This window comes from Sphaerisporangium corydalis (assembly GCF_025506355.1).
GTDB lineage: Bacteria > Actinomycetota > Actinomycetes > Streptosporangiales > Streptosporangiaceae > Sphaerisporangium > Sphaerisporangium corydalis.
Map to the genome: position 1 here is coordinate 1 of NZ_JANZYP010000085.1, position 21,876 is coordinate 21,876.

The following is a 21,876-nucleotide window of genomic DNA, read 5'->3' on the forward strand; positions in this document are numbered from 1 at the left end:
GGGGTGGTGTCGCGGGTGCGGAGGGCGAAGAGGCTGACCGGGATGCCGATGGCCATGATGAGGCCGGCGACGACGAGCGCGAGCTGGTAGCCGTCGAGGAACGCGGACAGCGGGGCCGCCCCGGCCTTCAGGGCCGAACCCTGGCGGGCGCTGAGGATGGCGCCCAGCAGGGTCACGCCGAGGAGGCCGAACACCTCGCGGGACACGTTCAGCACTCCCGACGCCACGCCCCCGCGGCCCGCCGGGAGTGCCCCGAGGATGGCGTTGGTGAGGGGGACCAGCATGCCCGCCCCGACGCCGTACACCATCAGCCACGGGAACAACTGGCCGTAGGTGCCCTGCCGGCCGATGAAGGAGATGCCGATCACCGAGACCGCCATCAGGCCGAGGCCCGTGGCGACGGTCGGCCCGGTGCCGAAACGGTTGGCGATCCTCGGCGCGACGGTCGCGAGCACGGCCATCAGCAGGGCCATGGGGACGAACGCCGCGCCCGCCTGCGTCGGGGTGAAGCCGAGCACGTTCTGCAGCCACAGCGCGGTGAAGAAGTAGATCCCGAAGACCCCGAAGGCCCACAGGCCCATGGAGACGATGCCGCCGCTGAAGACCCGCTCACGGAACAGCGACAGGTCGATCATCGGTTCCCGGACGCGGCTCTCGATCAACACGAACGCCGAGGCGGCCACGACGGCCAGGGCGAACGACCCGAGGATGACCGCTGAGGTCCAGCCGCGTCCCTCGCCCTCGATGAGCCCGTACGTCAGGGCGAAGAGCGCGAGCGAGGAGGTGACCAGGCCGGGCACGTCGAGGCTGCGCCGCACGGGTGCCTCGGAACCGGCGATGGCCCAGGCCCCGAGGGCGAAGGTGACGGCGCCGATCGGGACGTTGATCAGGTAGATCCACCCCCAGTGCCAGTTCTCACTGATGAACCCGCCGGTCAGCGGCCCGAGGGCGAGGGCGAGCGCGCCGATCGCACTCCACACACCCACCGCGACCCCTCGTTCCCTCGGGTCGGGGAAGGTCTTGGGGATCAAGGCGAGCGCTGTGGGCGTCAGCAGGGCGGCGCCGACGCCTTGGAGCCCCCGGCTCAGGATCAGCGTCGTGCCGTCTCCGGACAGGCCGGCCGCCGCGGAGGCGAGGGAGAAGGCGGCCAGGCCGATCAGAAAGAGGCGCCGCTGGCCGAACACGTCGGCCAGCCGCCCGCCGGCCAGCAGCAGCCCGGCGAACACCAGCATGTAGCCGCTGACGATCCATTCCAGGCCCGAGATGGAAAGTCCCAGGTCACGCTGGATGGTCGGCAGGGCCACATTGACCACATTGTTATCAAGGTACGTCATGAACGTGGCCAGGGACACCGCCACCAGGACCCACCATCGACGATTCACAGTACTCTCCTCTACGGTGTACTTGTACGGCGTACATGTACACCGTAGAGGAGACCTTGTACGGCGTATAGTTGTCAAGTGGCCGGAGAGAAGCTGACCCGTGAGACGGTGATCGAGCAGGCATTGGCGCTCGCCGACGCCGAGGGCGTCGAGGGGGTCACCATCCGGCGTCTGGCGAGCCGGCTGGGCGTCACCCCCATGGCGCTGTACTGGCACTTCAAGCACAAGGACGAGCTGCTGGGGGGGCTCGCCGAGTTCGTGCTGGCGGGCGTCACCGCCGCCGTGTCCCCTGGAGACTCCTGGCAGAAGCGCCTGCGCGCGATGGTGGAGGCCATCGTCCGCGTCATGCGCATGCACCCGTGCCTGCCCGACCTGCTGGCCGTGGTCGAGGTCAAGAACGACATCGAGAGCTTCAAGCGCGCGACGGAGTTGTCCCTCGAACTGCTGACCACCGCGGGGTTCACGCTCAACGAGAGCTACGACGTCGCGGGCTACCTGCTGAACGGCGCCGTCGCCCTGGTCAAGAGCCAGCCGTACTGTCCACCGAACCGTTCCGCGGCCGAGGAGGCGGAGTCACGGCGCCAGCACAAGCTGAGGCTGGAGTCCCTGCCCCCCGACCGCTACCCGCACATGATCGCCTACGGGGCGACGCTCGGCGAGCCGCCCGACAGGGAGCGCTACTTCGCGTTCGGCGTCGACCTGCTGCTCGCCGGCATCGAGGCGATGGCGGCGGACAAGACCCGCGTACCCGCCGGCCGCGAGCGCTGCGCGTCCCCCGACGGCGAGGCGACCGCACCCGCCGGCGGCGAGCCGCGCGCACCCGCCGGAGGGGCCGTGTAGCGGGCGGGCGGCCGTCCACGATAGGCCAGTGTGGTGGCGGACGGCGAAGGATCGGGCGGGCGGCTGCGGGCGCGCATCGCCGGCGCTGGCGGCGGCCTGCTGCGGATGTCGCCGTACGCGCTGCTGGCCGCGCTGTCCGCGAGCGCGCTCGCGCCCCTGGTCCCGCTCGACGCCGCCGGGGTGGGGATCATCGCGGGCGTGGGCACGAACGTCCTCAGCGAGGTCATCACCCGCTCGATCGACGCGCTGCGCAAGCGCAACGGCAGGCGGCCCACCGAGGACGAGCTGGAGGCCGAGCTGGCCGAGCGGCTCACCCTCGCCCTCACCGCCTCGACCGCCGAGTCCGCGCTGCTCAAGGAGGAACTGGCCGGCGTGCTCGGCCGACTCGACACCGCCGGCATCGCCCTGGAGGCGGCGGTGGACACCGGTGACGAGCGGTTGCAGCGGCACCTCACCGAGGCGTTCGCGGAGCTGGGCGCCGACTTCACGGGCTTCGGCTTCCTCCTGGCGGAGGTGAACGACCGGGCGGCCCTGATCCAGGAGGCGCTGCACCGGCAGGACATCGAGCGCCGCGACGACCGGGAGCGGCTGCGCGGCCAGTCCGTCCAGCTCCGGCTGATCCGCGACGACCTGGCCCGGCGGGGCGACCTGACCCGGCGGGACGGCCCGCGCCGGGGCCCGTCCGCTCCCGAGATGTGGACCGACGGGTGCCCCTACCGAGGCCTGTGGCCGTTCCAGCAGGAGCACGCGACCATCTTCTATGGCCGCGAGCGCATGACGATGGCGCTCGCCGGCCGGCTGGCCGAACGCGTGCCCGGCGTGGCGCTGCTGGCCGTGACGGGGGCCTCGGGCGCGGGCAAGTCGTCGCTGCTGCGCGCCGGCCTGCTGCCCGCGATCAGCAGGGGGCTGCTGCCCATCCCCGGGTCGCACGAATGGCCGCAGATGGTGCTGACCCCCACCCGCACCCCGCTGGACGAGATCGCCGTCCACCTGGCGCTGCTCGGCGGGACCGAGCCCGCCGCCATCAGGAAGTCCCTCCAGTACGCCCCCCATCTCGCCCACCTGATCTTCCGCCAGGCGCTGCTCGCCCACCAGCGGGACGCGGGGCTGCCGCCCGGCTCGCGGCTGCTGGTGGTCGTCGACCAGTTCGAGGAGGTGTTCACCGGCGACCCCGAGCAGAGCAGGGCGTTCGTCAACGCCCTGCTGGCGGCGGTCCGGGAGCCCGAACCGCGCGTGCTGGTCGTCCTCGGCGTACGCGGCGACTACTGGGGGCACTGCGCCGCCTACCCCGACCTGGCCGAGGTCCTGCAGGACGCCCAGTTCATGGTCGGCCCCATGCGCGAGTCCGAGCTCCGCCGGGCCGTCACCGCCCCTGCCGTGGCCGCCGGCCTGGACATCGAGCCCGGCCTGGTGGACCTCCTGCTCGGCGATCTCGGCGCCCCATCGCCGACCGGCGCCTACGAGGTCGGCACGCTGCCGCTGCTGTCGCAGTCGATGCTCCTGGCGTGGGAGGCCAGGGAGGGCGACCGGCTGACGATCCGAGGCTACGGCGCGAGCGGCGGGGTGCTGAGGGCGGTCGAGTCGAGCGCGGAGGCGGCGTACGGCATGCTGACGCCCCCGCAGCGGGACATCGCGCGCGACCTGGTCCGCAGGCTGGTCGCCGTCGAGGACGACGGCAGGCTGCTGCGCGTCAGGTCGCGCCGCGACGATCTCGGTGCGGACGGCGACGCGGACGTGGAGCGCGTGCTCGCCGTGTTCACCGGCAAACGGCTGCTGGTGCGCGGTGAGCACGAGATCGAGCTGTCGCACGACGTGCTGCTGCACGCCTGGCCCCGGTTGCGCTCGTGGCTGGAGGACGACGTGGCCGGCCGCGTGCTGCTGGGCGAGCTGCTCAAGGACGCCGGCGAGTGGGAGGCCATCGGGCACGACCGCTCGGTGCTGTACCGGGGGGTCAAGCTGGCCGCCGTACGGGAGGCCAGGGTCCGCTGGGAGGCCGAGCCGGACCGCCACCCTCCCCTCACCGGCACGGCGCGCGCGTTCCTGGCGGCCGGGCTGGCGTCCGAACGCCGGGGCGCGCGGCTGCGGCGCCTGGTCGTCACGGCGATGGCCCTGCTGCTGGTGACCGCACTCGCCGCCGCGGGCATCGCCGTTCGGGCGGCCGGTTCGGCGGGGCGCGAGCGCGACCGTGCGCTGTCGAAGCAGTACGCGGCCGAGAGCCTGAACATCGGGGACGCCGATCCGGTGCGGTCCCGCCTGCTGGCGGTGGCGGCCGCCCGCGTCGAGCCCACCGCCGAGGCGCTGCACGCCATGAGCGCGGCCGTCGCGCGGCCGGGCAGGGCCGTGGTGCCGATCGAGTCCGGTTCAGAAGCGGTGGCCTACTCCTCGGACGGCGAGCGGCTGTTCGTCGGCACGGGCGGAGGCGTGCAGATCCGGGACTCCTCGCGCGGGACCCTGCTCGCCACGATCCCCACCAGGACCGGCACGATCACCGATCTCGCGGTCAGCGACGGCGGTGACCTGCTGGCCGTCGCCGGGCAGGGCATCACCGAGGTGTGGAGCACCAAGGACGGCAAGACGGCGCTCACGGCGTCGGCCCGGTACGGCGCCACCGTGAACGCCGTCGCGATCAGTCCCGACGGCACCACCGTGCTGAGCGCCGGCGACGACGGCCGCGCCCACTTGCTGGACGTCGCGACGGGCAAGCCGGCCCGCGGCCCGCTCAGAACGGGAGACCAGAAGCTCCTCTCCGCCGCCTTCGCCCCCGACGGGAAGACGGTCGCCACGGGTGCCTACGAGGGCACCATCCGGTTGTGGGACGCCCGCACCGGGCGACGGATCGGTGAAGACGTCCAGGTCCCCGGTGGGACGCCGCTGGCCGGGGTGCGCGCCCTGGCGTTCAGCCCGGACGGCCGCTCACTGGTCTCGGGTTCGGCCAACGGATACCTGCGGTACTGGGACGCCGCGACCCTGAGGCCGGGCTGGGGCCCGTTCGGCGAGCAGGAGTCGGGCGTGCAGGACCTGGCTTTCAGCAAGGACGGCGGGACCCTCGTCGTCGGCGACATCGTCGGCGGGATCCGGCTGCGCGACGGCATCACCGGCGAACTCGTCGGCCAGCCGCTCGACGGGCACAGCACCGCCGTCCGGTCGCTCGCGCTCGCCCCCGACGGGCGGTCCCTCGCCAGCGTCGCCCAGGAGGGGACCGTCCGGCTGTGGGACATCACGGTCCGCCAGCGAGCGGCCCCCTCGGCGCGCGACGACGAAGACTCCTACACCGGGGCCGGCCTCAGCCCGTCCGGTGGGCTGCTGGTCACGGCGGCGGGCGCCGGCCGGCCCCGGCTGTGGGACACCGCGACCGGCGACCGCCTGGACGCCCGGCTCGGCGCCGGGCCAGGCGCGGGCGTGCACGCGTGGTTCCTGCCGGACGGCAGGCGCCTGGTCACCTTGGGCGAGGACGGGACGGTCCGCGTGTGGGACACGGTCACCGGCGGACGCGTCGCGGAGTTCGCGACCGCCTACCGCCCGCTGGCCAACCCCGTCGCCCTGAGCGCGGAGAGCGGCGTCCTGGCCTTCGGCATGCCGGTCGGCGTCGGGCTGGTGAACGTCCGCGACGGACGGGCGATCACTTCGCCCGACGGGACGCCGGGCGCCGGCGTCCAGGCGCTGGCCGTCTCCCCGGACGGCAGGACCCTGGCGGTGGGCGGCTTCGGGGCCGTCACGCTCTGGAACGTGGGGTCGCGGTCGCCCCTGTCCACCCGGCTCCAGGGGGTGATGGGGAGGATCCGCGCGCTCGCGTTCAGCCCTGACGGACGGCTGCTGGCCGCCGGCGGCGCGGACGGCATGATTCGGCTGTGGAACCTGCCGTCCGGAACCCCCGCCGCCCCGGCGAGGCTCGGCCGCACGCGAAGCGTCACCGGGCTCGCGTTCAGCCCTGACGGCGCGACACTCGCCGCCGGCAGCGAGGACCAGGCCGTTCGCTTGTGGGACGTGCGGACCGGCCGGCAGATCGGTGACCCGATACGGGTGCGCACGGCCGATGTGAGCAGCCTGTCGTTCAGTGCCGACGGCACCCTGCTGGCCACCGCGTCCGGGTACGGCGTGGTCGCCGACGTCTGGGCCACCGGGCTGGTGCCCGACCCGCTGGCCCGGATCTGCCGCGAGTCCGGCGCCGACCTGCGCGACCCGCCCGCGGACCTCCCCGGCGCCCCGGCGCCATGCCCGGGCTCACCCTAGTGTCACCTGCGGCCCAGGAGGTTCATCCTGGTCACACCTTCGGAGGTTCACGCTGATCTCGCCCGCGCGGCCGAGGAGGGCCGGGCGCACGCGGCGGTGACGACGCCCGCGAGCGCGACGGCCGCCAGCACGAGGTAGGTCCGGTGGAAGCCCGACATGAGGTGCTCGACCGCCACGGGCGACAGGCGCGAGAGCGTCCCCGCGTACACCAGGTTCCGCAGCCCGGGGGAGAGCGCGCTGGTCAGGACGCTGAGGGTGGTCGCGACGCTCAGCACGATCCCGATGTTCATGATCATCAGCCGGAAGCCGTTGACCACGCCCAGGCTCCCCGGGGGCAGCGCGCTCATGACCTGCGTCGTGTTGCCCGTGAGGAACATGCCGTTGCCGCACCCGGCGAGGAACAGCCCCACGCCGATGATCCAGTACGGCGTGGTCGTGCCGATCGAGAGCATCAGGCTGAGCAATCCGGCGAAGTTGAGCAGGCAGCCCCCGATGGAGAGCGCGTAGGGGGAGATCCGGCGGCCGAGCGCGCCCGCGACCGGCGAGGCCAGCGCCATGCCGATGGGCACCGGCAGCACGCCGAGCGCCGCCGAGAACGCGTCGACGCCCCGGGCCGCCTGGAAGTAGAGCGCGACCAGCAGGACCAGCGCCGACCGGGACAGCGCCGTGCAGAACGACGCGAGGTTGGCGAACGTCAGCATCCGCTCGCCGAACAGGCGCAGGTCCAGCACCGGATGGGAGGCCCGTCTCTCGACCATGATGAGGACGGGGACCAGGACCACGAAGATGAGGCCCCCGGTGATCACGACGGGGCTGGACAGGCCGCGCGACCCCGCCTCGGACAGGGCGATGAGCACGGCGGTCAGCGCCGCGAAGACGATCAGGTTGCCGGCCGCGTCGACGGAGGTGCGCGGCCCGGCCGGTACCCGGCGCAGCGTCGTCCAGCCCCAGATCAGCGCGATGATCCCGGCGGGCACGTTCCCCCAGAAGACCCACTGCCAGCCCGCGGTGTCGGCGATGAGCCCGCCGAGGGTCGGCCCGGCGAGCTGGGCCACCGACAGCGTGCCGATGTACACGCCCATGCCCTGGCTCAGCCGGTCGGCGGGGAAGGCGTCGGTGATGATGACGGTGCCGTTGGCCAGGATCATCGCGGCGCCCAGCGCCTGCAGCGCCCGCATGACGATCAGGAACGCGACATTGGGCGACATCCCGGCCAGCAGCGAGCAGACGGTGAAGATCGCGAAGCCGACGAGGTAGACCTCGCGCCGCCCGAGCAGGTCGGCCACCCGTCCGAAGAAGACCAGCGTCGCGGTGTTGATCAGGAGATACGACAGCAGGATCCAGGAGGAGGCGAACGCGTCCGCCCGGAAGTGCCGCACCACCGTCGGCAGCGCCACGTTCAACGTGCTCGCGTTGATGCCGATGAGGATGAGACCGAGGCTGGTGACCGAGCAGACGCGCCACGCGTAGCGCAGCTTGCTCGCGTACTCAGGGGTGCCGGGGAGCAGGGCGGCGGTGGTCTCGTGGGGGATGGCGACCATGCCCCTAGTCTGATGTACGCCCTAGATCCGCTTTCATGGCGACATGACGTGATTAGGGCCACACGCCAGGCCTGTATGGGTATGCCGGGGTCAGCGGGCGCGCTTGCGCAGGCCCTCCAGGTCGTAGATGATCACGCGGCGCCGGCCGGTCTCGATCAGCCCGCGGTCGCGCAGCGAGCGCAGCGCCTTGCTGACCGCCTCGCGGGAGGCCCCCGTCCACCCCGCCAGCTCGTCCTGGGAGAGCGGCAGCGCGACCCTGACCCCGCCGTTGGTCGGCTCGCCGAACCGCTCGGCCAGCTCGACGAGGCGGGTGGCCACCCGGCCGGTGGTGTCGAACGCCCCGTACTCGACGCGCTTGCGGTCGGAGTCGCGCAGCCGGCCGACGACCAGTTGCAGCAGCAGCACGGCGACGCGGCCGTGGGAGTGCAGGAAGCCGGAGAAGTCGCGGACCACGAGGCCCTCGATGGCCTCCAGCGCGGTCACCGTGCCCGAGCGGGGCTCCCCGCTGATGAACGACATCTCGCCGAGCAGCGCGCCGGGCCCTCGGATGGCCAGCACGACCTCGGTGCCACTGGCGGTGTTGGAGGAGACCTTCACCCGGCCGGCGGTGAGCAGGAGGACCCAGTCGGAGGTGTCACCCTCCGTCATCACGGTCGCGCCGCGCTCCCACCGCCGTGTCCGGCCGCTGTCGCACAGGTCGGTGGCCTCTTCTTTGGTCAGCAGGGCAAGGAACTCGCCCGGCTCGGAGAGTGAGGGGGACGTCATCGTTCCTCCAGTAAGGCCGGCAACGGTCCGATTATGTCCGTACGCCTCGCGTACGGTCACGGCCGTTTTTCCCGTTGGGTAAAAAGCCCCAATCGGTATATTTACGGATTCGAACACCGATAGGTCAGTCCAGGGCCGTCAGGACGAACGCCTCCACGCTCTGCTCCTTGCCCTTGAGGTTGAGATCGCCGAGGGGCCGCACCTTGGCGGCCTTGCCGATCTGCTCGCGGGTGGTGCCCCCGATGACGACCGTGCCGGGCTCCGCCAGCCCCTCCAGGCGCGCCGCCACGTTGACGGCGTCCCCCATGGCGTTGAACCCGCGTAACTCCGGGCTCCCGATGTTGCCCACCAGCGCCAGCCCGGTGTTGATCCCGATGCGGAACCTCGGGTACCCGGGGTTGCCGGCGGCGATCTCCTCGGCCGCCTCCTGCATCTCCAGCGCCGCCCGCGCCGCCTGGGCCGCGTGCCGATCCTGCGCCGCCGGGGCGTTGAACAGCGCCAGCAGCGCGTCGCCGACGAACTGCACGATCGTCCCGCCGTTGCGCAGGACGCACGGCACCGCCACCGTGTGGTAGCGGTTCAGCATCTCCACGATCTCGCCGGGCGGCACCCGCTCGGAGAAGGAGGTGAACCCCTTGAGGTCGGCGAACAGCGCCGTCAGCTCCACCAGCGAGCCACCGAGCGCGGCCTGGTCGGGGTCGGCCAGCAGCGAGGCCGCCACGTCCGGCGACATGTACTGCCGGAACAGCGTCTCCAGCTCGCGGTACAGGCGGGCGTTCTCCAGCGCGATCGAAAGCTGGCTGGCCAGGGTGGCGGCGAGCGCCTCGTCCTGGCGGGTCGTGCCGACGGGCACCTCCAGCGCGCCGGCCAGCACCCCCTTGACCGTCAGCGGGTGGACCACCACGCCGCCGCCGGCGATGGACTCGACCTCCTTGAAGTCGTCCACCCCGAAGGCGCGCGCGCCGATCAGCACCTGCCCGTTGGACACCAGCCCGATGCGCACGTCGCCGTAGGCCTGCCTGGCCCGCTCGAGAGCGCCGGCCAGCAGCGCCTCCTCGCCGAGGCCCACCCGGGCCTGCCGCCCGACGTCGACCAGCGCCCCGAGCCGGGCGGACAGCTCGCGCTCGGCGGCCAGGGCCTGGCCGGCCCGGTCGAGCACGGCCGCCTGCCCCTCGTTCAGCCGGAACTTGCCGGCCAGCCGGATCGCGACGGGCGCGCGGGAGACCGCGCCGAGCTCGGCCATGCGGCGCAGATGGGAGACCAGCTCCTCCAGCGCCTCGTCGTACTGGCCCTGGATGCGGCGGACGGTGGCGGCCAGCGCGACGGAGTCGAACAGGCCCTGGCTGGAGCCCTCGCGCCGGAACTGGATGTAGGCGCTGTAGCCGACGAACACGAAGGCCAGCGTCAGCAGGATGTGCCACTCCCACCAGGACATCAGCCAGTTGGGCCGGAAGTACGAGGCGGCGGTGGCCTCGCCCAGCAGGGCGTAGGCCGTCATCAGGCTCACGATCATCGCCGAGGGCCGCCGGCGGTGGATCCGGAACATCAGGGCCGCCGAGACGGCGTACATGGCGGCGCCGATCCAGGAGACGAAGCCGATGGTGGCCCCGCCGGGCGGGGGCGGCGAGCTGAGCGGCGTCAGGCCCTCGACCAGGGAGGCCCAGCCCCACGCCACCAGCACGATCACCAGGCCCGCGCGCATCAGGTCGGCGCGCGCCAGCACCGCGGCGGCGGCCCGGTCGCTGAGAGGCAGCGAGGAGACCAGGGCCAGCACGGCCGCCACCATCAGCCCGACCGGCTGGCCGATGTCGAAACCGTAGCTGCCCTTGTCGAGGATGACCGTCGGGGTCGCGAGGCCGTGCAGCAGGAAGAAGCCCGCGCTGCTGAGGAAGACCAGCGACACCAGGAACAGCCGCGCGTCCCTGCGCCGGGCGGCCGCCTGGCTGATCATGAGGCCCAGAACGACGTTGACGCCGGCGACGCTGACGATCAGCCAGAAGTGGCTCGGCGGGTGCTCCCAGCGCACGTTGAGGCGGTCGGGATAGGCCAGCAGGAGCCACAGCCCGATGAGGGGGACCGCGAGGTGGATCGCCCACACGAGACCCCGGACCGGCTGCGTGGCCGGCGGGAGATACGGCTCGCGCCCGAGTTCCGAGCCTGCGGCGGCGTCGGCCCCGGACACGGATTCGGGGACGGATCCCGCTGCCGTCCCCGAAGAGGTGCCAGGTAGTGCGCCCTCATGATCGTTCGACGGCACGGTCTCCTCCGCATCAGCCAGTCGAGTTCCCGCGAACGTGCCGATTATCCCGCCCTTCCGGGCGCTCGGGGAACGAAGCCGGACACTGGCGGTATATCGAGATCGAACCGAGCCGGGTTCCGACGCGGGAATGACCGAAACTTCCGTTACTTTGTCGATGCCTGGTCTATAAGCCCCGTTACCGGGTGGCCGGTTCAGGCCACAGGGGCGGTGGACCTGTGGGGGGGTCCACCGCCTTCACGGAAACGGCCGATCGGGGACGGCTCATCGGGAGCCGGTGGCTCAGGAGTCGAACACCGCGGGGAGCGTCGTGCGGTGGGCGGCGCGCAGCTCGTCCACCGGGATCTCCAGAACGCCCTCGACCCGCAGCGAAGCCCCGCCGGTCATGCCGAGGCCGTAGCACGGCACCTCGTACCGGGCGCAGAGCTCGGCGAAGGCGTCGAACCACTCGGGTCGCACGGTCACCACGGCACGCGCCGCCGACTCGCTGAACAGGTCGACGAACGCGTCGGTACCGGGAAGCTGCACCTCGCCGCCGACGCCGCAGGCCAGGGCGGCCTCGGCCAGGGCGATGGCCAGGCCGCCGTCGGACACGTCGTGCGAGCCCTCGATCAGGCCGCGCTCGGCGGCCTCCACCAGCGCGCCGGCCAGGGACCGCTCCGCCTCGAGATCAGCGTGCGGCGGCAGGCCGCCGAGGTGGCCGTGGGCGACGTGCGCCCACTCGGAACCGCCGAACTCGTCGCCGGTGTCACCCAGCAGGACGATCTTCAGGCCGGGCGCCGTGAAACCGTGGCGCACCCGCCTGCCGACGTCGTCCAGCACGCCGAGCACGCCCACGACCGGGGTCGGGTGGATCGGCGTCGACCCGGTCTGGTTGTAGAACGACACGTTTCCGCCGGTCACCGGAACGCCGAGGACGCGGCACGCGTCCGCGAGGCCGCGCACGGCCTCGGCGAACTGCCACATGACCTCGGGGTCCTCAGGCGAGCCGAAGTTGAGGCAGTTGGTCACGGCCAGCGGGCGCGCGCCGGTGACGGCCACGTTGCGGTAGGCCTCGGCAAGGGCGAGCTGCGCCCCGGCATAAGGGTCGAGCCGGGCGTAACGCCCGTTGCCGTCGGTGGCCAGGGCGATGCCCCGGTCGGTCTCCTCGGCGCCGGGCATCACCTCGCCGATGCGCAGCACCCCGGCGTCGGCCGGCATGGCCAGCACGGTGTTGCCACGGACGTACCGGTCGTACTGGGAGGTGACCCACTCCTTGGAGGCGAGGTTCGGCGACGCCAGCAGGTCCAGGAGGGTCGAGCGCAGGTCGGTGGGACGCGTGAGCCGCACGGGGTCGTCGGCGTTCAGCGCGGCCTGGCCGGCGGGCTCGTGGAACGGGCGCTCGTACACCGGGCCGTCGTCGGCGGCGGTGCCCGGCGGGATGTCGACGATGATCTCGTCGTGCCAGGTCATCACCAGCCGCCCGGTGTCGGTGACCTCGCCGATCACGGTCGCGGGGACGTCCCACCGGGTGCAGATCGCCATGAAGGCGTCGATGTCCTCGGGGGTGACGACGGCCATCATGCGTTCCTGCGACTCGCTCATCAAGATCTCCTCGGGGAGGAGCGAGGGGTCGCGGAGCGGGACCAGGCCGAGGTCCACGCGCATGCCGCCCGTGCCCTTGGCCGCGAGCTCGGTCGTCGCGCAGGATACCCCGGCGGCGCCGAGGTCCTGGATGCCGACGACCACGTCGGCCTCGAACAGCTCAAGGCAGCACTCGATCAGGAGCTTCTCCATGAACGGGTCGCCGACCTGCACCGCCGGGCGCTTGGCGTGCGACTCGTCCTCGAAGGTCGCCGAGGCGAGCACCGAGGCGCCGCCGATGCCGTCCGGGCCGGTGCGCGCGCCGAACAGCACGACCTTGTTCCCCGGGCCGGGGGCGGTGGCCAGCTTGATCTGGTCCTTGCGCAGCAGGCCGACGCACAGGGCGTTGACCAGCGGGTTCCCGATGTAGCAGGGGTCGAAGACCAGCTCGCCGCCGATGTTGGGCAGGCCCAGGCAGTTGCCGTAGGAGCTGATGCCCTCGACGACGCCCGGGAGCACCCGCCGGGTGTCGGGGGCGTCCAGCGCGCCGAACCGCAGGGCGTCCATGACCGCGACCGGGCGGGCGCCCATCGACATGATGTCGCGGACGATGCCGCCGACGCCGGTGGCCGCGCCCTGGTGGGGCTCCACGTACGACGGGTGGTTGTGCGACTCGATCTTGAAGGTGGCGGCCCAGCCGTCGCCGATGTCGACGACCCCGGCGTTCTCCCCCATGCCGACCAGCAGCGCCTCGGAGTGCGGGGCCTTGGTGCCGAACTGGCGCAGGTGGACCTTGGAGGACTTGTACGAGCAGTGCTCGCTCCACATGACCGAGTAGATGGCCAGCTCCGACGACGTGGGCCTGCGGCCCAGGATCGCGCGCACCCGATCGTACTCGTCGGACTTCATGCCCAGCTCGGCGTACGGCTGGGGCTCGTCCGGCGTCTCGGACGCTCGCTTGACTGAGTCGGTCATGTGCGCGCCTCGCGCCCCTTCCACGGCTTCGGTCACAGGTTCACGAACCTCTTCAGGATCGAGGAGAAGAACCCCCGGCCGTCCACGCCGGGGGCGCCGGTCAGGTCCTCGACGGCGTGCTCGGGGTGGGGCATCAGGCCGACGATGTTGCCGGCCTCGTTGCTGACGCCCGCGATGTCGTTCACCGAGCCGTTGGGGTTGCCGCCGAGGTACCGGAAGACGATCTGGCCGCCGTCCTCCAGCGCGGTGATCGTCGCGGCGTCGGCCACGTAGCGGCCCTCGCCGTGCTTCACCGGCAGCAGGATCTCCTGGCCGGGTGCGTAGTCGCCGGTCCAGGCGGTGGTGGCGTTCTCGACCAGGATCCGCTGGTCGCGGCAGACGTAGTGGAGGTTCTCGTTGCGGGTCAGCGCGCCCGGCAGCAGGTGGGCCTCGCAGAGGATCTGGAAGCCGTTGCACGTGCCGAGGACGGGCAGTCCCGCGCGCGCCGAGGGGATCAGCTCCTCCATCAGCGGGGCGAACCGGGAGATCGCCCCGCAGCGGAGGTAGTCGCCGTAGGAGAACCCGCCGGGCAGGAAGACCGCGTCGACCCCCTTCAGGTCGCGGTCGGCGTGCCAGAGCGGGACGGCTTCGCCGCCCGCGTGCCTGACGGCGCGAGCCGCGTCCTGGTCGTCAAGAGTTCCGGGAAAAGTGACCACGCCCACCCGGGCAGCACCCATGCTCTCGTACCCCTCCACACGCGAGCGCCGCGCCGACGTCTCACTCATCGGACGGCGGTCTGCGGCGGTCCAACCAGGCTACCTGCTGGGCGGGCGCGACCGGGACCAGGGCCGGATCCTCCTGGGAGTGGCCCGGGGCGGCTCGCGCGCGCCCCGGGACGAAGCGGGTCAGACGGCGGCCAGGACGCGCTCGTGGTGGGCGAGGAACTCCTCGTCCCAGTCGAGCTCCTTGCGCAGGAACACCGTGGTGCCGCTGCCGGGCGTGATGTCGAAGGAGATCTCGTCGACGACCGACTGCATGATCAGGATGCCGCGCCCGTGCTCGGAGTCGCCGGCGGGGTACTGCTTGGGGATGGCGCCGAGCCCGAGGCCGTTGTCGACCACGCGCAGCTCGCAGCGGCCGTCGCCGATCGCCGCCGTCACCTCGTAGCGCTTGGCGGGCCCGCCGTGCCGTACCGCGTTGGCGCAGGCCTCCGAGGTCGCCAGGAGCACGTCGGAGACGCAGTCCTCGGTGACGCCGATGCAGCGGAGGGTGTCACCGAGCACGCGCCGGACCATCGGGATGCCCAGGGCATCCCGCGGCAAGGCCAACGAGAACTCAATATCCACCGGACCCCTCCGTGGTGCCGAAAGTCACGTTGGGGAGGTTCCCCGAAGAATCAGGGCTAACCGCAAAATCACGCTGCTGTTATTTAGGGTTGGTCAGACGCTTGCTTTCTGGTGCGTCCAGAGTCCCGTTTGCAGCGGTTCGCGAGGTTCCGGCTGGTCAGGTCCCGCGCCGTCACTGCTCGACGCGAACAGAGTAGTCCTCGATGACGGTGTTGGCCAAGAGGGTTTCGGCCATCTTCCGTACGTCCGCGAGCGCGGCCTCGTCGGCCGGGCCGTCGATCTCGACCTCGAACCTCTTGCCCTGGCGCACCTCGGTGACGCCGGCGAAGCCGAGCCGGGGCAGCGCCCGGGCGATCGCCTGGCCCTGCGGATCGAGGATCTCCGGCTTGAGCATGACGTCGACGATGACGCGTGCCACGTGTCCCTCCCTGTTCGTGCCACCTGACCTGCCTGGTCGGCGGCACCAGCCTAGTGGTGGAGACCGGGCCGGCCGTTCCCGGGGCGTCCGGCGGACCTGGAGGGGCGGATGGGTGTGCGTCAGAGTTCCCCGGGAACGGGAGAAGTGTGGACAAGACGGTGTTCGGCCTTGCGCATAGGCCTGTGACTTCTGCCACGATGTCCCCAAACGCTGACGTACCACCACCAGACGGTATGAATGCGTATGACCGGCCAAAGTGGATGGCGATCCCATCAGCACGGCCATGAACGCACAGGAGCGGCACGTGACATTCGACGCCTCTCGCGGTGCCGAGGCACCCCCAGAGCTCGTACAGTTGCTGACCCCCGAGGGTGAGCGGGTGGAACATCCCGCCTACGACATCGACCTCACGCCGGAGGAGATCCGCGGGCTCTACCGCGATCTGGTCCTGGTGCGGCGCGTCGACATGGAGGCGGTGGCCCTCCAGAGACAGGGTGAACTGGGCATCTGGGCCTCCCTGCTCGGCCAGGAGGCCGCCCAGATCGGGTCAGGGCGCGCCCTGACCGACGCCGACATGGCCTTCCCGACCTACCGCGAGCACGGCGTGGCCTGGTGCCGCGACGTCGACCCGGTCAACCTGCTCGGGCTCTTCCGCGGCGTCAACCACGGAGGCTGGGACCCCGCCGAGCACAACTTCCACCTCTACACGATCGTCATCGGCAGCCAGACCCTGCACGCGGTCGGCTACGCCATGGGCATCCAGCGCGACGGCGCCGACGCCGCGACCATCGTCTACTTCGGCGACGGCGCCACCTCCCAGGGCGACGTCAACGAGGCCTTCATCTGGGCCTCGGTCTTCAACGCGCCCGTGGTGTTCTTCTGCCAGAACAACCAGTGGGCCATCTCCGAGCCCCTGGAGAAGCAGTCCAAGATCCCGCTGTACCGGCGGGCCAGCGGGTTCGGCTTCCCCGGCATCCGCGTCGACGGCAACGACGTGTTCGCCTGCCTCGCGGTGACCCGCCAGGCGCTAAAGAACGCCCGCGAGGGACAGGGCCCGACGCTGATCGAGGCCTTCACCTACCGCATGGGCGCCCACACCACCTCCGACGACCCGACGCGCTACCGCGTGGCCGGCGAGCTGGAGGCCTGGAAGCTCAAGGACCCCATCGAGCGGGTCAAGGCGTACATGTTCAAGACCCAGATCGCCGACCAGGACTACTTCGACGCGATCGACGCCGAGGCGGCCGACCTCGGCAGGGACGTGCGCAAACGCTGCCTGGAGATGCCCGACCCGCATCCCCTTGAGATCTTCGACAACGTGTACACCGAGCCGCACGCCCTCCTGGTCGAGGAGCGGGAGCAGTACGCCGCCTACCTGGCGACCTTCGAGGGAGGCGACCGATGACCACCCTCACCCTCGCGAAGGCCATCAACGAAGGCCTGCGCACCGCGATGGAGGCCGACGCGAAGGTCCTGGTCATGGGAGAGGACGTCGGCAAGCTCGGCGGCGTCTTCCGGGTCACCGACGGGCTGCAGAAGGACTTCGGCGAGAGCCGCGTCATCGACACCCCGCTCGCCGAGTCCGGCATCATCGGCACCGCCATCGGCCTGGCCCTGCGCGGCTACCGCCCGGTGTGCGAGATCCAGTTCGACGGGTTCGTGTTCCCCGCGGCGGACCAGATCATCACCCAGCTCGCCAAGATGCCGCTGCGTTCCCTCGGCAAGCTCCGGCTGCCCGTCGTGGTCCGCATCCCCTGCGGCGGCGGCATCGGCGCGGTCGAGCACCACAGCGAGTCCCCCGAGGCGTACTTCACCCACACCGGCGGGCTGCGGGTGGTGGCGTGCTCGAACCCGGCCGACGGGTTCCACATGATCCAGCAGGCGATCCGCTGCGACGACCCGGTGATCTTCTTCGAGCCCAAGCGGCGCTACTGGGAGAAGGGCGAGGTCGAACGGGGCGCCCCCCCGCTGCCGTTCGACCGGGGCGAGGTCGTGCGCCCGGGCACCGACGTGACCGTGGTCGCGTACGGGCCGATGGTGCGCACCTGCCTGGAGGCCGCCGCCGCCGTCGCGGAGGAGGGCCGGTCGCTGGAGGTCCTGGACCTGCGCTCCCTCAACCCGCTGGACACCGAGCTGATCTACGAGTCGGTCAGGAAGACCGGCCGGTGCGTGATCGCCCACGAGGCCCCCGTGTACTCGGGGCTCGGCGCCGAGATCGCCACCCGGGTCACCGAAGCGTGCTTCTACCACCTTGAGGCGCCGGTCCTGCGGGTCGGCGGCTTCTCCACGCCCTACCCGCCGTCCCGGCTGGAGGACCACTACCTTCCCGACCTCGACCGCGTCCTCGACGCCGTCGACCGTACGTTCGCCTTCTAGGAGGGGCTGTGCTTCGAGAGTTCAAGCTCCCCGACGTCGGCGAGGGCCTGACCGAGGCCGAGATCATCAAGTGGCACGTCGCGGCGGGCGACCACGTCGAGGTCAACCAGACGATCGTGGAGATCGAGACCGCCAAGGCCGTCGTCGAGCTGCCCTGCCCGTTCGAGGGCGTGGTCGCCGCGCTCATGGCGGCCGAGGGGGAGACGGTCGACGTCGGCCTGCCGATCATCTCTGTCGAGACCGGCGACGCCGACACGGGCCCCGCCGAGCCGGCCGCGCGGCGGGGGACCGGCCGGGCCGCGCGTCCCGGCCGGCAGCAGGCGACCCCCGGGCCCGCCACCCGGGAGTCGGCGCTGGCCGACGACATGGTCCCGACGCTGCCACCCGAGGGCGAGGCGGCCAAGAAGCCCGAACGCCAGCCGGTGCTGGTGGGGTACGGCGTCAAGGCCAGCGCCACGACCCGCCGCGCGCGCAAGCCCCAGGTCGACTCGGCCGCCGCTTCCTCGGCCACCGAGGTCCAGCGGCCCGGGGCGGTCACCCCGCCGCCCCGGCCCGCAGGTGCGGGCTCGCGGGTGTCGGTGCTGGCCAAGCCGCCGGTGCGCAAGCTGGCGCGCGACCTCGGCGTGGACCTCGCCCAGGTGCCCGGGACCGGTCCGAGCGGTTCCATCACCCGGGACGACGTGCACGCCGCCGCCGAGGTGGCGACCGCCGCCCCGGAGGAGTACGCGGCCCCCGCCGCGTACGCCGCACCGGCCGGGCTCGCCGGCGCGGAGCGTGAGGAGCGCCTCCCGGTCAAGGGGGTGCGCAGGGCGACGGCCAACGCCATGGTCGCCTCCGCCTTCACCGCGCCGCACGTGACGGAGTTCCTCCAGGTCGACGTGACCGCGACGATGGACGCGGTGCGACGGCTGCGGGAACTGCCCGACTTCGCCGAGGTCAAGGTGTCGCCGCTGCTGCTGGTGGCCAAGGCCCTGCTCACGGCCGTCCGGCGGTACCCGCTGATCAACTCCACCTGGAACGGCGACGAGATCGTCATCAAGCGGTACGTGAACCTCGGCATCGCCGCGGCCACGCAACGCGGTCTCATCGTGCCGAACGTCAAGGAGGCGCAGTCCCTGTCGCTTCCCGACCTCGCCAGGGCGCTCGCCGAGCTGACCGAGAAGGCGCGTTCCGGCCGCTCCCAGCCCGCCGACATGTCCAGCGGCACGATCACGATCACCAACGTGGGCGTGTTCGGCATCGACGCGGGGACGCCCATCCTCAACCCGGGCGAGACCGCGATCCTGGCGTTCGGCCAGGTCCGTGACCTCCCCTGGGTCGTGGACGGCCAGATCGTGCCGCGCAAGGTGACCACCCTCGCCCTGTCGTTCGACCACCGGGTCGTCGACGGCGAGATCGGCTCCTACTTCCTGCGCGACGTCGGCGCCATGCTCCACGACCCGCTCCGCACCCTCGCCTGGAGCTGACCTCACTCCCGGCCCGCCGGCCCAGGCCGGCGGGTCACGGCGGGGCGCCGCAGCGGCCGACGTGTCGCGGTGCCGACGCGGGCGGGGTCCCTACCGGACGCGTCACCGGGCGGCCGTACGCTGGCGGCTCGGGCTAGTGAAGGAGAGATCATGTTCCGGCACATCGTGCTGTTGGCGTGGGTCGCGGAGGCCACCGAAGAGCAGAAGGCCGCGGTGGAGGCGGGCCTGAAGGAGCTGCCCGGGGTGATCCCCGAGCTGCTCCGATACGAGATCGGCCCGGACGCGGGCGTGAGCCCCGGCAACTTCGACTTCGCGGTCGTCGCCGACTTCGCGTCCGTGGAGGACTACATGGTCTACCGCGACCACCCCACGCACCTGGGGGTGATCGCCGACGTCATCCGCCCGATCCTCGCCAACCGGGTCGCCGCGCAGTACTCCTTCTAGCGCCGCCTTCCAGGAGGTCAGACCGAAGGAGGGTTCTCGCGGTGCTGGAGCTCGTTGTCGGAGGTCTGGCCGCGCCGGGAGATGAGGATGAAGCTGAGCAGCAGGCCCACGGCGCCGACGATCATGAAGATCACCCCGATGACGTCGATGTGAACGCTGGTGCCCAGCACATCGGGTTCGATCGCGAACTTCAGAATCGCCCCGATGGTCAGGAAGAAGATGCTGACCCCGATCCCCATCATGACCTCCGGGCTCGATGTTCAGGTAAAGAGCGTCTCGCGGCAGGGTAATACCCAGCCGCGAGCGCTCACACTACCGATTGAGCCCGCGGGCGCGCGGTATCGGCGCACCGAGATGGGCGGGAGGAGGCCGGCCGGCGGGGCCGGCCGACCCGGCGCGGTCGCCCCCGCCCGTGCGTCCGGCTCAGAAGGCGTCTTCCGGCAGGTCCATCAGGCTCTGGTCGGTGGCCGCCAGTGAGCGGCGCTCGGCGGACAGACGCGGGAGCACGGTCTGCGCGAAGAAGGAGGCTGCGGCCACCTTGCCCGTGTAGAACGCGGTGTCGCGATCGGACCCTCCGAGGGCCTTGAGCGCCACCTCGGCCTGGCGGAGCAGCAGCCAGGAGATCACCAGGTCGCCCAGGCCCAGCAGGAACCGGGTCGTGTTGAGCCCGACCTTGTAGACCTCCTTGGGGTTCTCCATGGAGCCGAGCGCCCACCCGGCCATCGTGTCGGCCATGGCCCTGATGTCGCCGGCCGCCTCGCCGAGCAGCTTGCGCTCCTCCTTGAGCCTGCCGTTCCCGGCCTCGGAGGAGGCGAACTCGGTGACGTTCGCCAGCAGCGCGCCGAGCGCGGCCCCCTGGTTGCGCAGGACCTTGCGGAAGAACAGGTCCTGGCCCTGGATCGCCGTCGTGCCCTCGTACAGCGAGTCGATCTTCGCGTCCCGGATGTACTGCTCGATCGGGTAGTCCTGGAGGTACCCCGAGCCGCCCAGCGTCTGCAGGGAGCGGGAGAGCATCTCGTACGACCGCTCGGAGCCGACGCCCTTGACCAGCGGGAGCAGCAGGTCGTTCATGGCCACGGCCGCCGGGTCGGCGGCGCCCTCGTACTCGGAGATCTGCACGGCGTCCTGGAAGGTCGCGGTGTACAGGACCAGCGCCCGCATGCCTTCGGCGTAGGACTTCTGGAGCATGAGCTCCCGGCGCACGTCCGGGTGGTGGGTGATCGTCACGCGCGGGGCGGACTTGTCGGCCATCTGGGTCAGGTCGGCGCCCTGCTTGCGCTCCTTGGCGTACGCCAGCGCGTTGAGGTAGCCGGTGGACAGGGTGGCGATCGCCTTGGTGCCGACCATCATGCGGGCGTGCTCGATGATCATGAACATCTGCTTGATGCCCTCGTGCACCCCGCCGATCAGCGTGCCGACCGCCGGGTGCTTCTCGCCGAAGGTGAGCTCGCAGGTCGTGGACGCCTTGAGGCCCATCTTGTGCTCGACGTTGGTCACGTAGACCCCGTTGCGCTCGCCCGGGTCGCCGGTCGCGAGGTCGACCTGGTACTTGGGCACGAGGAACATCGACAGGCCCTTGGTGCCAGGCCCCGCGCCCTCGGGGCGGGCCAGCACCAGGTGGAAGATGTTCTCGGCCAGGTCGTGCTCGGCACTGGTGATGAAGCGCTTGACGCCCTCGATGTGCCAGGTCCCGTCGGGCTGCTCGATCGCCCGGGTGCGCCCGGCGCCCACGTCCGAGCCCGCGTCCGGCTCGGTCAGCACCATGGTGGCGCCCCACTGCCGCTCGACGGCCAGCTCGGCGAACCGCTTCTGCTCGTCGGTGCCGATGACGTTCAGCACATGGGAGAAAGCGGGGCCGCTCGCGTACATCCAGATGGCGGGGTTGGCGCCGAGGACCATCTCGGCCAGCGCCCAGGTCACACTGCGCGGGAGGCCGGGGCCGCCCATCTCCTCCGGCAGGTCGAGGTTGGTCCAGCCCGCGTCGCGGAAGGTCTCGAAGGACTTCTTGAACTTCGGCGGCATCGTCACCGTGCCGGTGGCGGGGTCGAAGATCGGCGGGGTCCGGTCCCCTTCTTCGAAAGAGTCGGCGAGCACACCGGTGGCGAGGCGGTTGACCTCGTCGATGACGCTTCGCACGGTGTCCTCGTCCACCTCGGCGTACCGGCCGGTGCCGAGGATCTCCCGGCGGCCGAACACCTCGAAGAGATTGAACTCAAGGTCTCGGACATTGCTCTTGTAGTGGCCCATGGGTGTGCGTCTCCTTGAACCGGCCATGCGGCGTCAGATCGTACTCG

General features: G+C 71.6%; 16 protein-coding genes. 6 read left to right on the top strand and 10 right to left on the bottom strand.

From position 1 onward, the window contains the following. On the bottom strand, positions 1–1,382 hold a 1,382-nt coding region (locus tag NYZ98_RS37280), incomplete at its 3' end, for a DHA2 family efflux MFS transporter permease subunit (RefSeq protein WP_262849373.1). 78 nt (positions 1,383–1,460) lie between these two features. Between NYZ98_RS37280 and NYZ98_RS37290 the strand changes: the two genes are divergently transcribed. Both NYZ98_RS37290 and NYZ98_RS37295 read left to right on the top strand, forming a co-directional pair. Then, positions 1,461–2,222, top strand: a complete 762-nt coding sequence (locus tag NYZ98_RS37290) for a TetR family transcriptional regulator (RefSeq protein ID WP_316249645.1) — start codon at positions 1,461–1,463, stop codon at positions 2,220–2,222. 33 nt (positions 2,223–2,255) lie between these two features. Next, positions 2,256–6,452, top strand: coding sequence for an nSTAND1 domain-containing NTPase (locus NYZ98_RS37295; protein WP_262849375.1), 4,197 nt, complete (start codon positions 2,256–2,258; stop codon positions 6,450–6,452). Between the two features lie 47 nt (positions 6,453–6,499). Here the strand turns inward: NYZ98_RS37295 and NYZ98_RS37300 are convergent, their stop codons facing one another. The 7 genes from NYZ98_RS37300 to purS all read right to left on the bottom strand — a co-directional run bounded on the left by NYZ98_RS37300 (position 6,500) and on the right by purS (position 15,296). Next, on the bottom strand, positions 6,500–7,993 hold the full coding sequence (locus NYZ98_RS37300) for an MFS transporter (protein WP_262849377.1): 1,494 nt from the start codon (positions 7,991–7,993) through the stop codon (positions 6,500–6,502). A gap of 90 nt (positions 7,994–8,083) precedes the next feature. Next, positions 8,084–8,758 carry a Crp/Fnr family transcriptional regulator gene (locus tag NYZ98_RS37305; protein WP_262849379.1) on the bottom strand — a complete coding sequence of 225 codons (675 nt, stop codon included), beginning with the start codon at positions 8,756–8,758 and terminating at the stop codon, positions 8,084–8,086. A 124-nt stretch (positions 8,759–8,882) separates the two neighbouring features. Further along, a complete protein-coding gene (locus NYZ98_RS37310; RefSeq protein ID WP_262849381.1) occupies positions 8,883–10,940 on the bottom strand; it encodes an adenylate/guanylate cyclase domain-containing protein in 2,058 nt (685 codons plus the stop codon). 357 nt (positions 10,941–11,297) lie between these two features. Further along, entirely contained in the window at positions 11,298–13,553 is a 2,256-nt protein-coding gene (purL, locus tag NYZ98_RS37315; protein ID WP_262849383.1) for a phosphoribosylformylglycinamidine synthase subunit PurL, read from the bottom strand. 32 nt (positions 13,554–13,585) lie between these two features. Beyond that, positions 13,586–14,269 carry a phosphoribosylformylglycinamidine synthase subunit PurQ gene (gene purQ, locus NYZ98_RS37320; RefSeq protein WP_262849437.1) on the bottom strand — a complete coding sequence of 228 codons (684 nt, stop codon included), beginning with the start codon at positions 14,267–14,269 and terminating at the stop codon, positions 13,586–13,588. A 168-nt stretch (positions 14,270–14,437) separates the two neighbouring features. Further along, positions 14,438–14,827, bottom strand: coding sequence for an ATP-binding protein (locus tag NYZ98_RS37325; protein WP_262849439.1), 390 nt, complete (start codon positions 14,825–14,827; stop codon positions 14,438–14,440). Between the two features lie 223 nt (positions 14,828–15,050). Then, a complete protein-coding gene (gene purS, locus NYZ98_RS37330; RefSeq protein ID WP_262849387.1) occupies positions 15,051–15,296 on the bottom strand; it encodes a phosphoribosylformylglycinamidine synthase subunit PurS in 246 nt (81 codons plus the stop codon). A gap of 304 nt (positions 15,297–15,600) precedes the next feature. Between purS and pdhA the strand changes: the two genes are divergently transcribed. The 4 genes from pdhA to NYZ98_RS37350 all read left to right on the top strand — a co-directional run bounded on the left by pdhA (position 15,601) and on the right by NYZ98_RS37350 (position 19,582). Further along, positions 15,601–16,701 carry a pyruvate dehydrogenase (acetyl-transferring) E1 component subunit alpha gene (gene pdhA / locus NYZ98_RS37335; RefSeq protein ID WP_262849389.1) on the top strand — a complete coding sequence of 367 codons (1,101 nt, stop codon included), beginning with the start codon at positions 15,601–15,603 and terminating at the stop codon, positions 16,699–16,701. Further along, the gene (locus NYZ98_RS37340) at positions 16,698–17,672 is read left to right on the top strand and encodes an alpha-ketoacid dehydrogenase subunit beta (protein ID WP_262849391.1); all 975 of its coding nucleotides are present in this window, start codon (positions 16,698–16,700) and stop codon (positions 17,670–17,672) included. Before pdhA ends, NYZ98_RS37340 begins: the two co-directional genes overlap by 4 nt. 8 nt (positions 17,673–17,680) lie before the next feature. Beyond that, entirely contained in the window at positions 17,681–19,138 is a 1,458-nt protein-coding gene (locus NYZ98_RS37345; RefSeq protein ID WP_262849393.1) for a dihydrolipoamide acetyltransferase family protein, read from the top strand. A 150-nt stretch (positions 19,139–19,288) separates the two neighbouring features. Further along, positions 19,289–19,582, top strand: a complete 294-nt coding sequence (locus tag NYZ98_RS37350) for a Dabb family protein (protein WP_262849395.1) — start codon at positions 19,289–19,291, stop codon at positions 19,580–19,582. A gap of 17 nt (positions 19,583–19,599) precedes the next feature. Here the strand turns inward: NYZ98_RS37350 and NYZ98_RS37355 are convergent, their stop codons facing one another. Together NYZ98_RS37355 and NYZ98_RS37360 are read right to left on the bottom strand one after the other, a co-directional pair. After that, complete coding sequence (locus NYZ98_RS37355) at positions 19,600–19,821, bottom strand: hypothetical protein (protein WP_262849398.1); 222 nt, start codon at positions 19,819–19,821, stop codon at positions 19,600–19,602. A gap of 184 nt (positions 19,822–20,005) precedes the next feature. After that, positions 20,006–21,829, bottom strand: a complete 1,824-nt coding sequence (locus NYZ98_RS37360; protein WP_262849400.1) for an acyl-CoA dehydrogenase — start codon at positions 21,827–21,829, stop codon at positions 20,006–20,008. Positions 21,830–21,876 lie beyond the last annotated feature (47 nt).

Excerpts from the sequence above, each read along its gene's own strand:
- NYZ98_RS37300 (WP_262849377.1), bottom strand. The coding sequence starts at position 7,993 with ATGGTCGCCATCCCCCACGAGACCACCGCCGCCCTGCTCCCCGGCACC.
- NYZ98_RS37305 (WP_262849379.1), bottom strand. The coding sequence starts at position 8,758 with ATGACGTCCCCCTCACTCTCCGAGCCGGGCGAGTTCCTTGCCCTGCTG.
- purL (WP_262849383.1), bottom strand. The coding sequence starts at position 13,553 with ATGACCGACTCAGTCAAGCGAGCGTCCGAGACGCCGGACGAGCCCCAG.
- purQ (WP_262849437.1), bottom strand. The coding sequence starts at position 14,269 with ATGGGTGCTGCCCGGGTGGGCGTGGTCACTTTTCCCGGAACTCTTGAC.
- NYZ98_RS37325 (WP_262849439.1), bottom strand. The coding sequence starts at position 14,827 with ATGGTCCGGCGCGTGCTCGGTGACACCCTCCGCTGCATCGGCGTCACC.
- NYZ98_RS37340 (WP_262849391.1), top strand. The coding sequence starts at position 16,698 with ATGACCACCCTCACCCTCGCGAAGGCCATCAACGAAGGCCTGCGCACC.
- NYZ98_RS37350 (WP_262849395.1), top strand. The coding sequence starts at position 19,289 with ATGTTCCGGCACATCGTGCTGTTGGCGTGGGTCGCGGAGGCCACCGAA.
- NYZ98_RS37355 (WP_262849398.1), bottom strand. The coding sequence starts at position 19,821 with ATGGGGATCGGGGTCAGCATCTTCTTCCTGACCATCGGGGCGATTCTG.
- NYZ98_RS37360 (WP_262849400.1), bottom strand. The coding sequence starts at position 21,829 with ATGGGCCACTACAAGAGCAATGTCCGAGACCTTGAGTTCAATCTCTTC.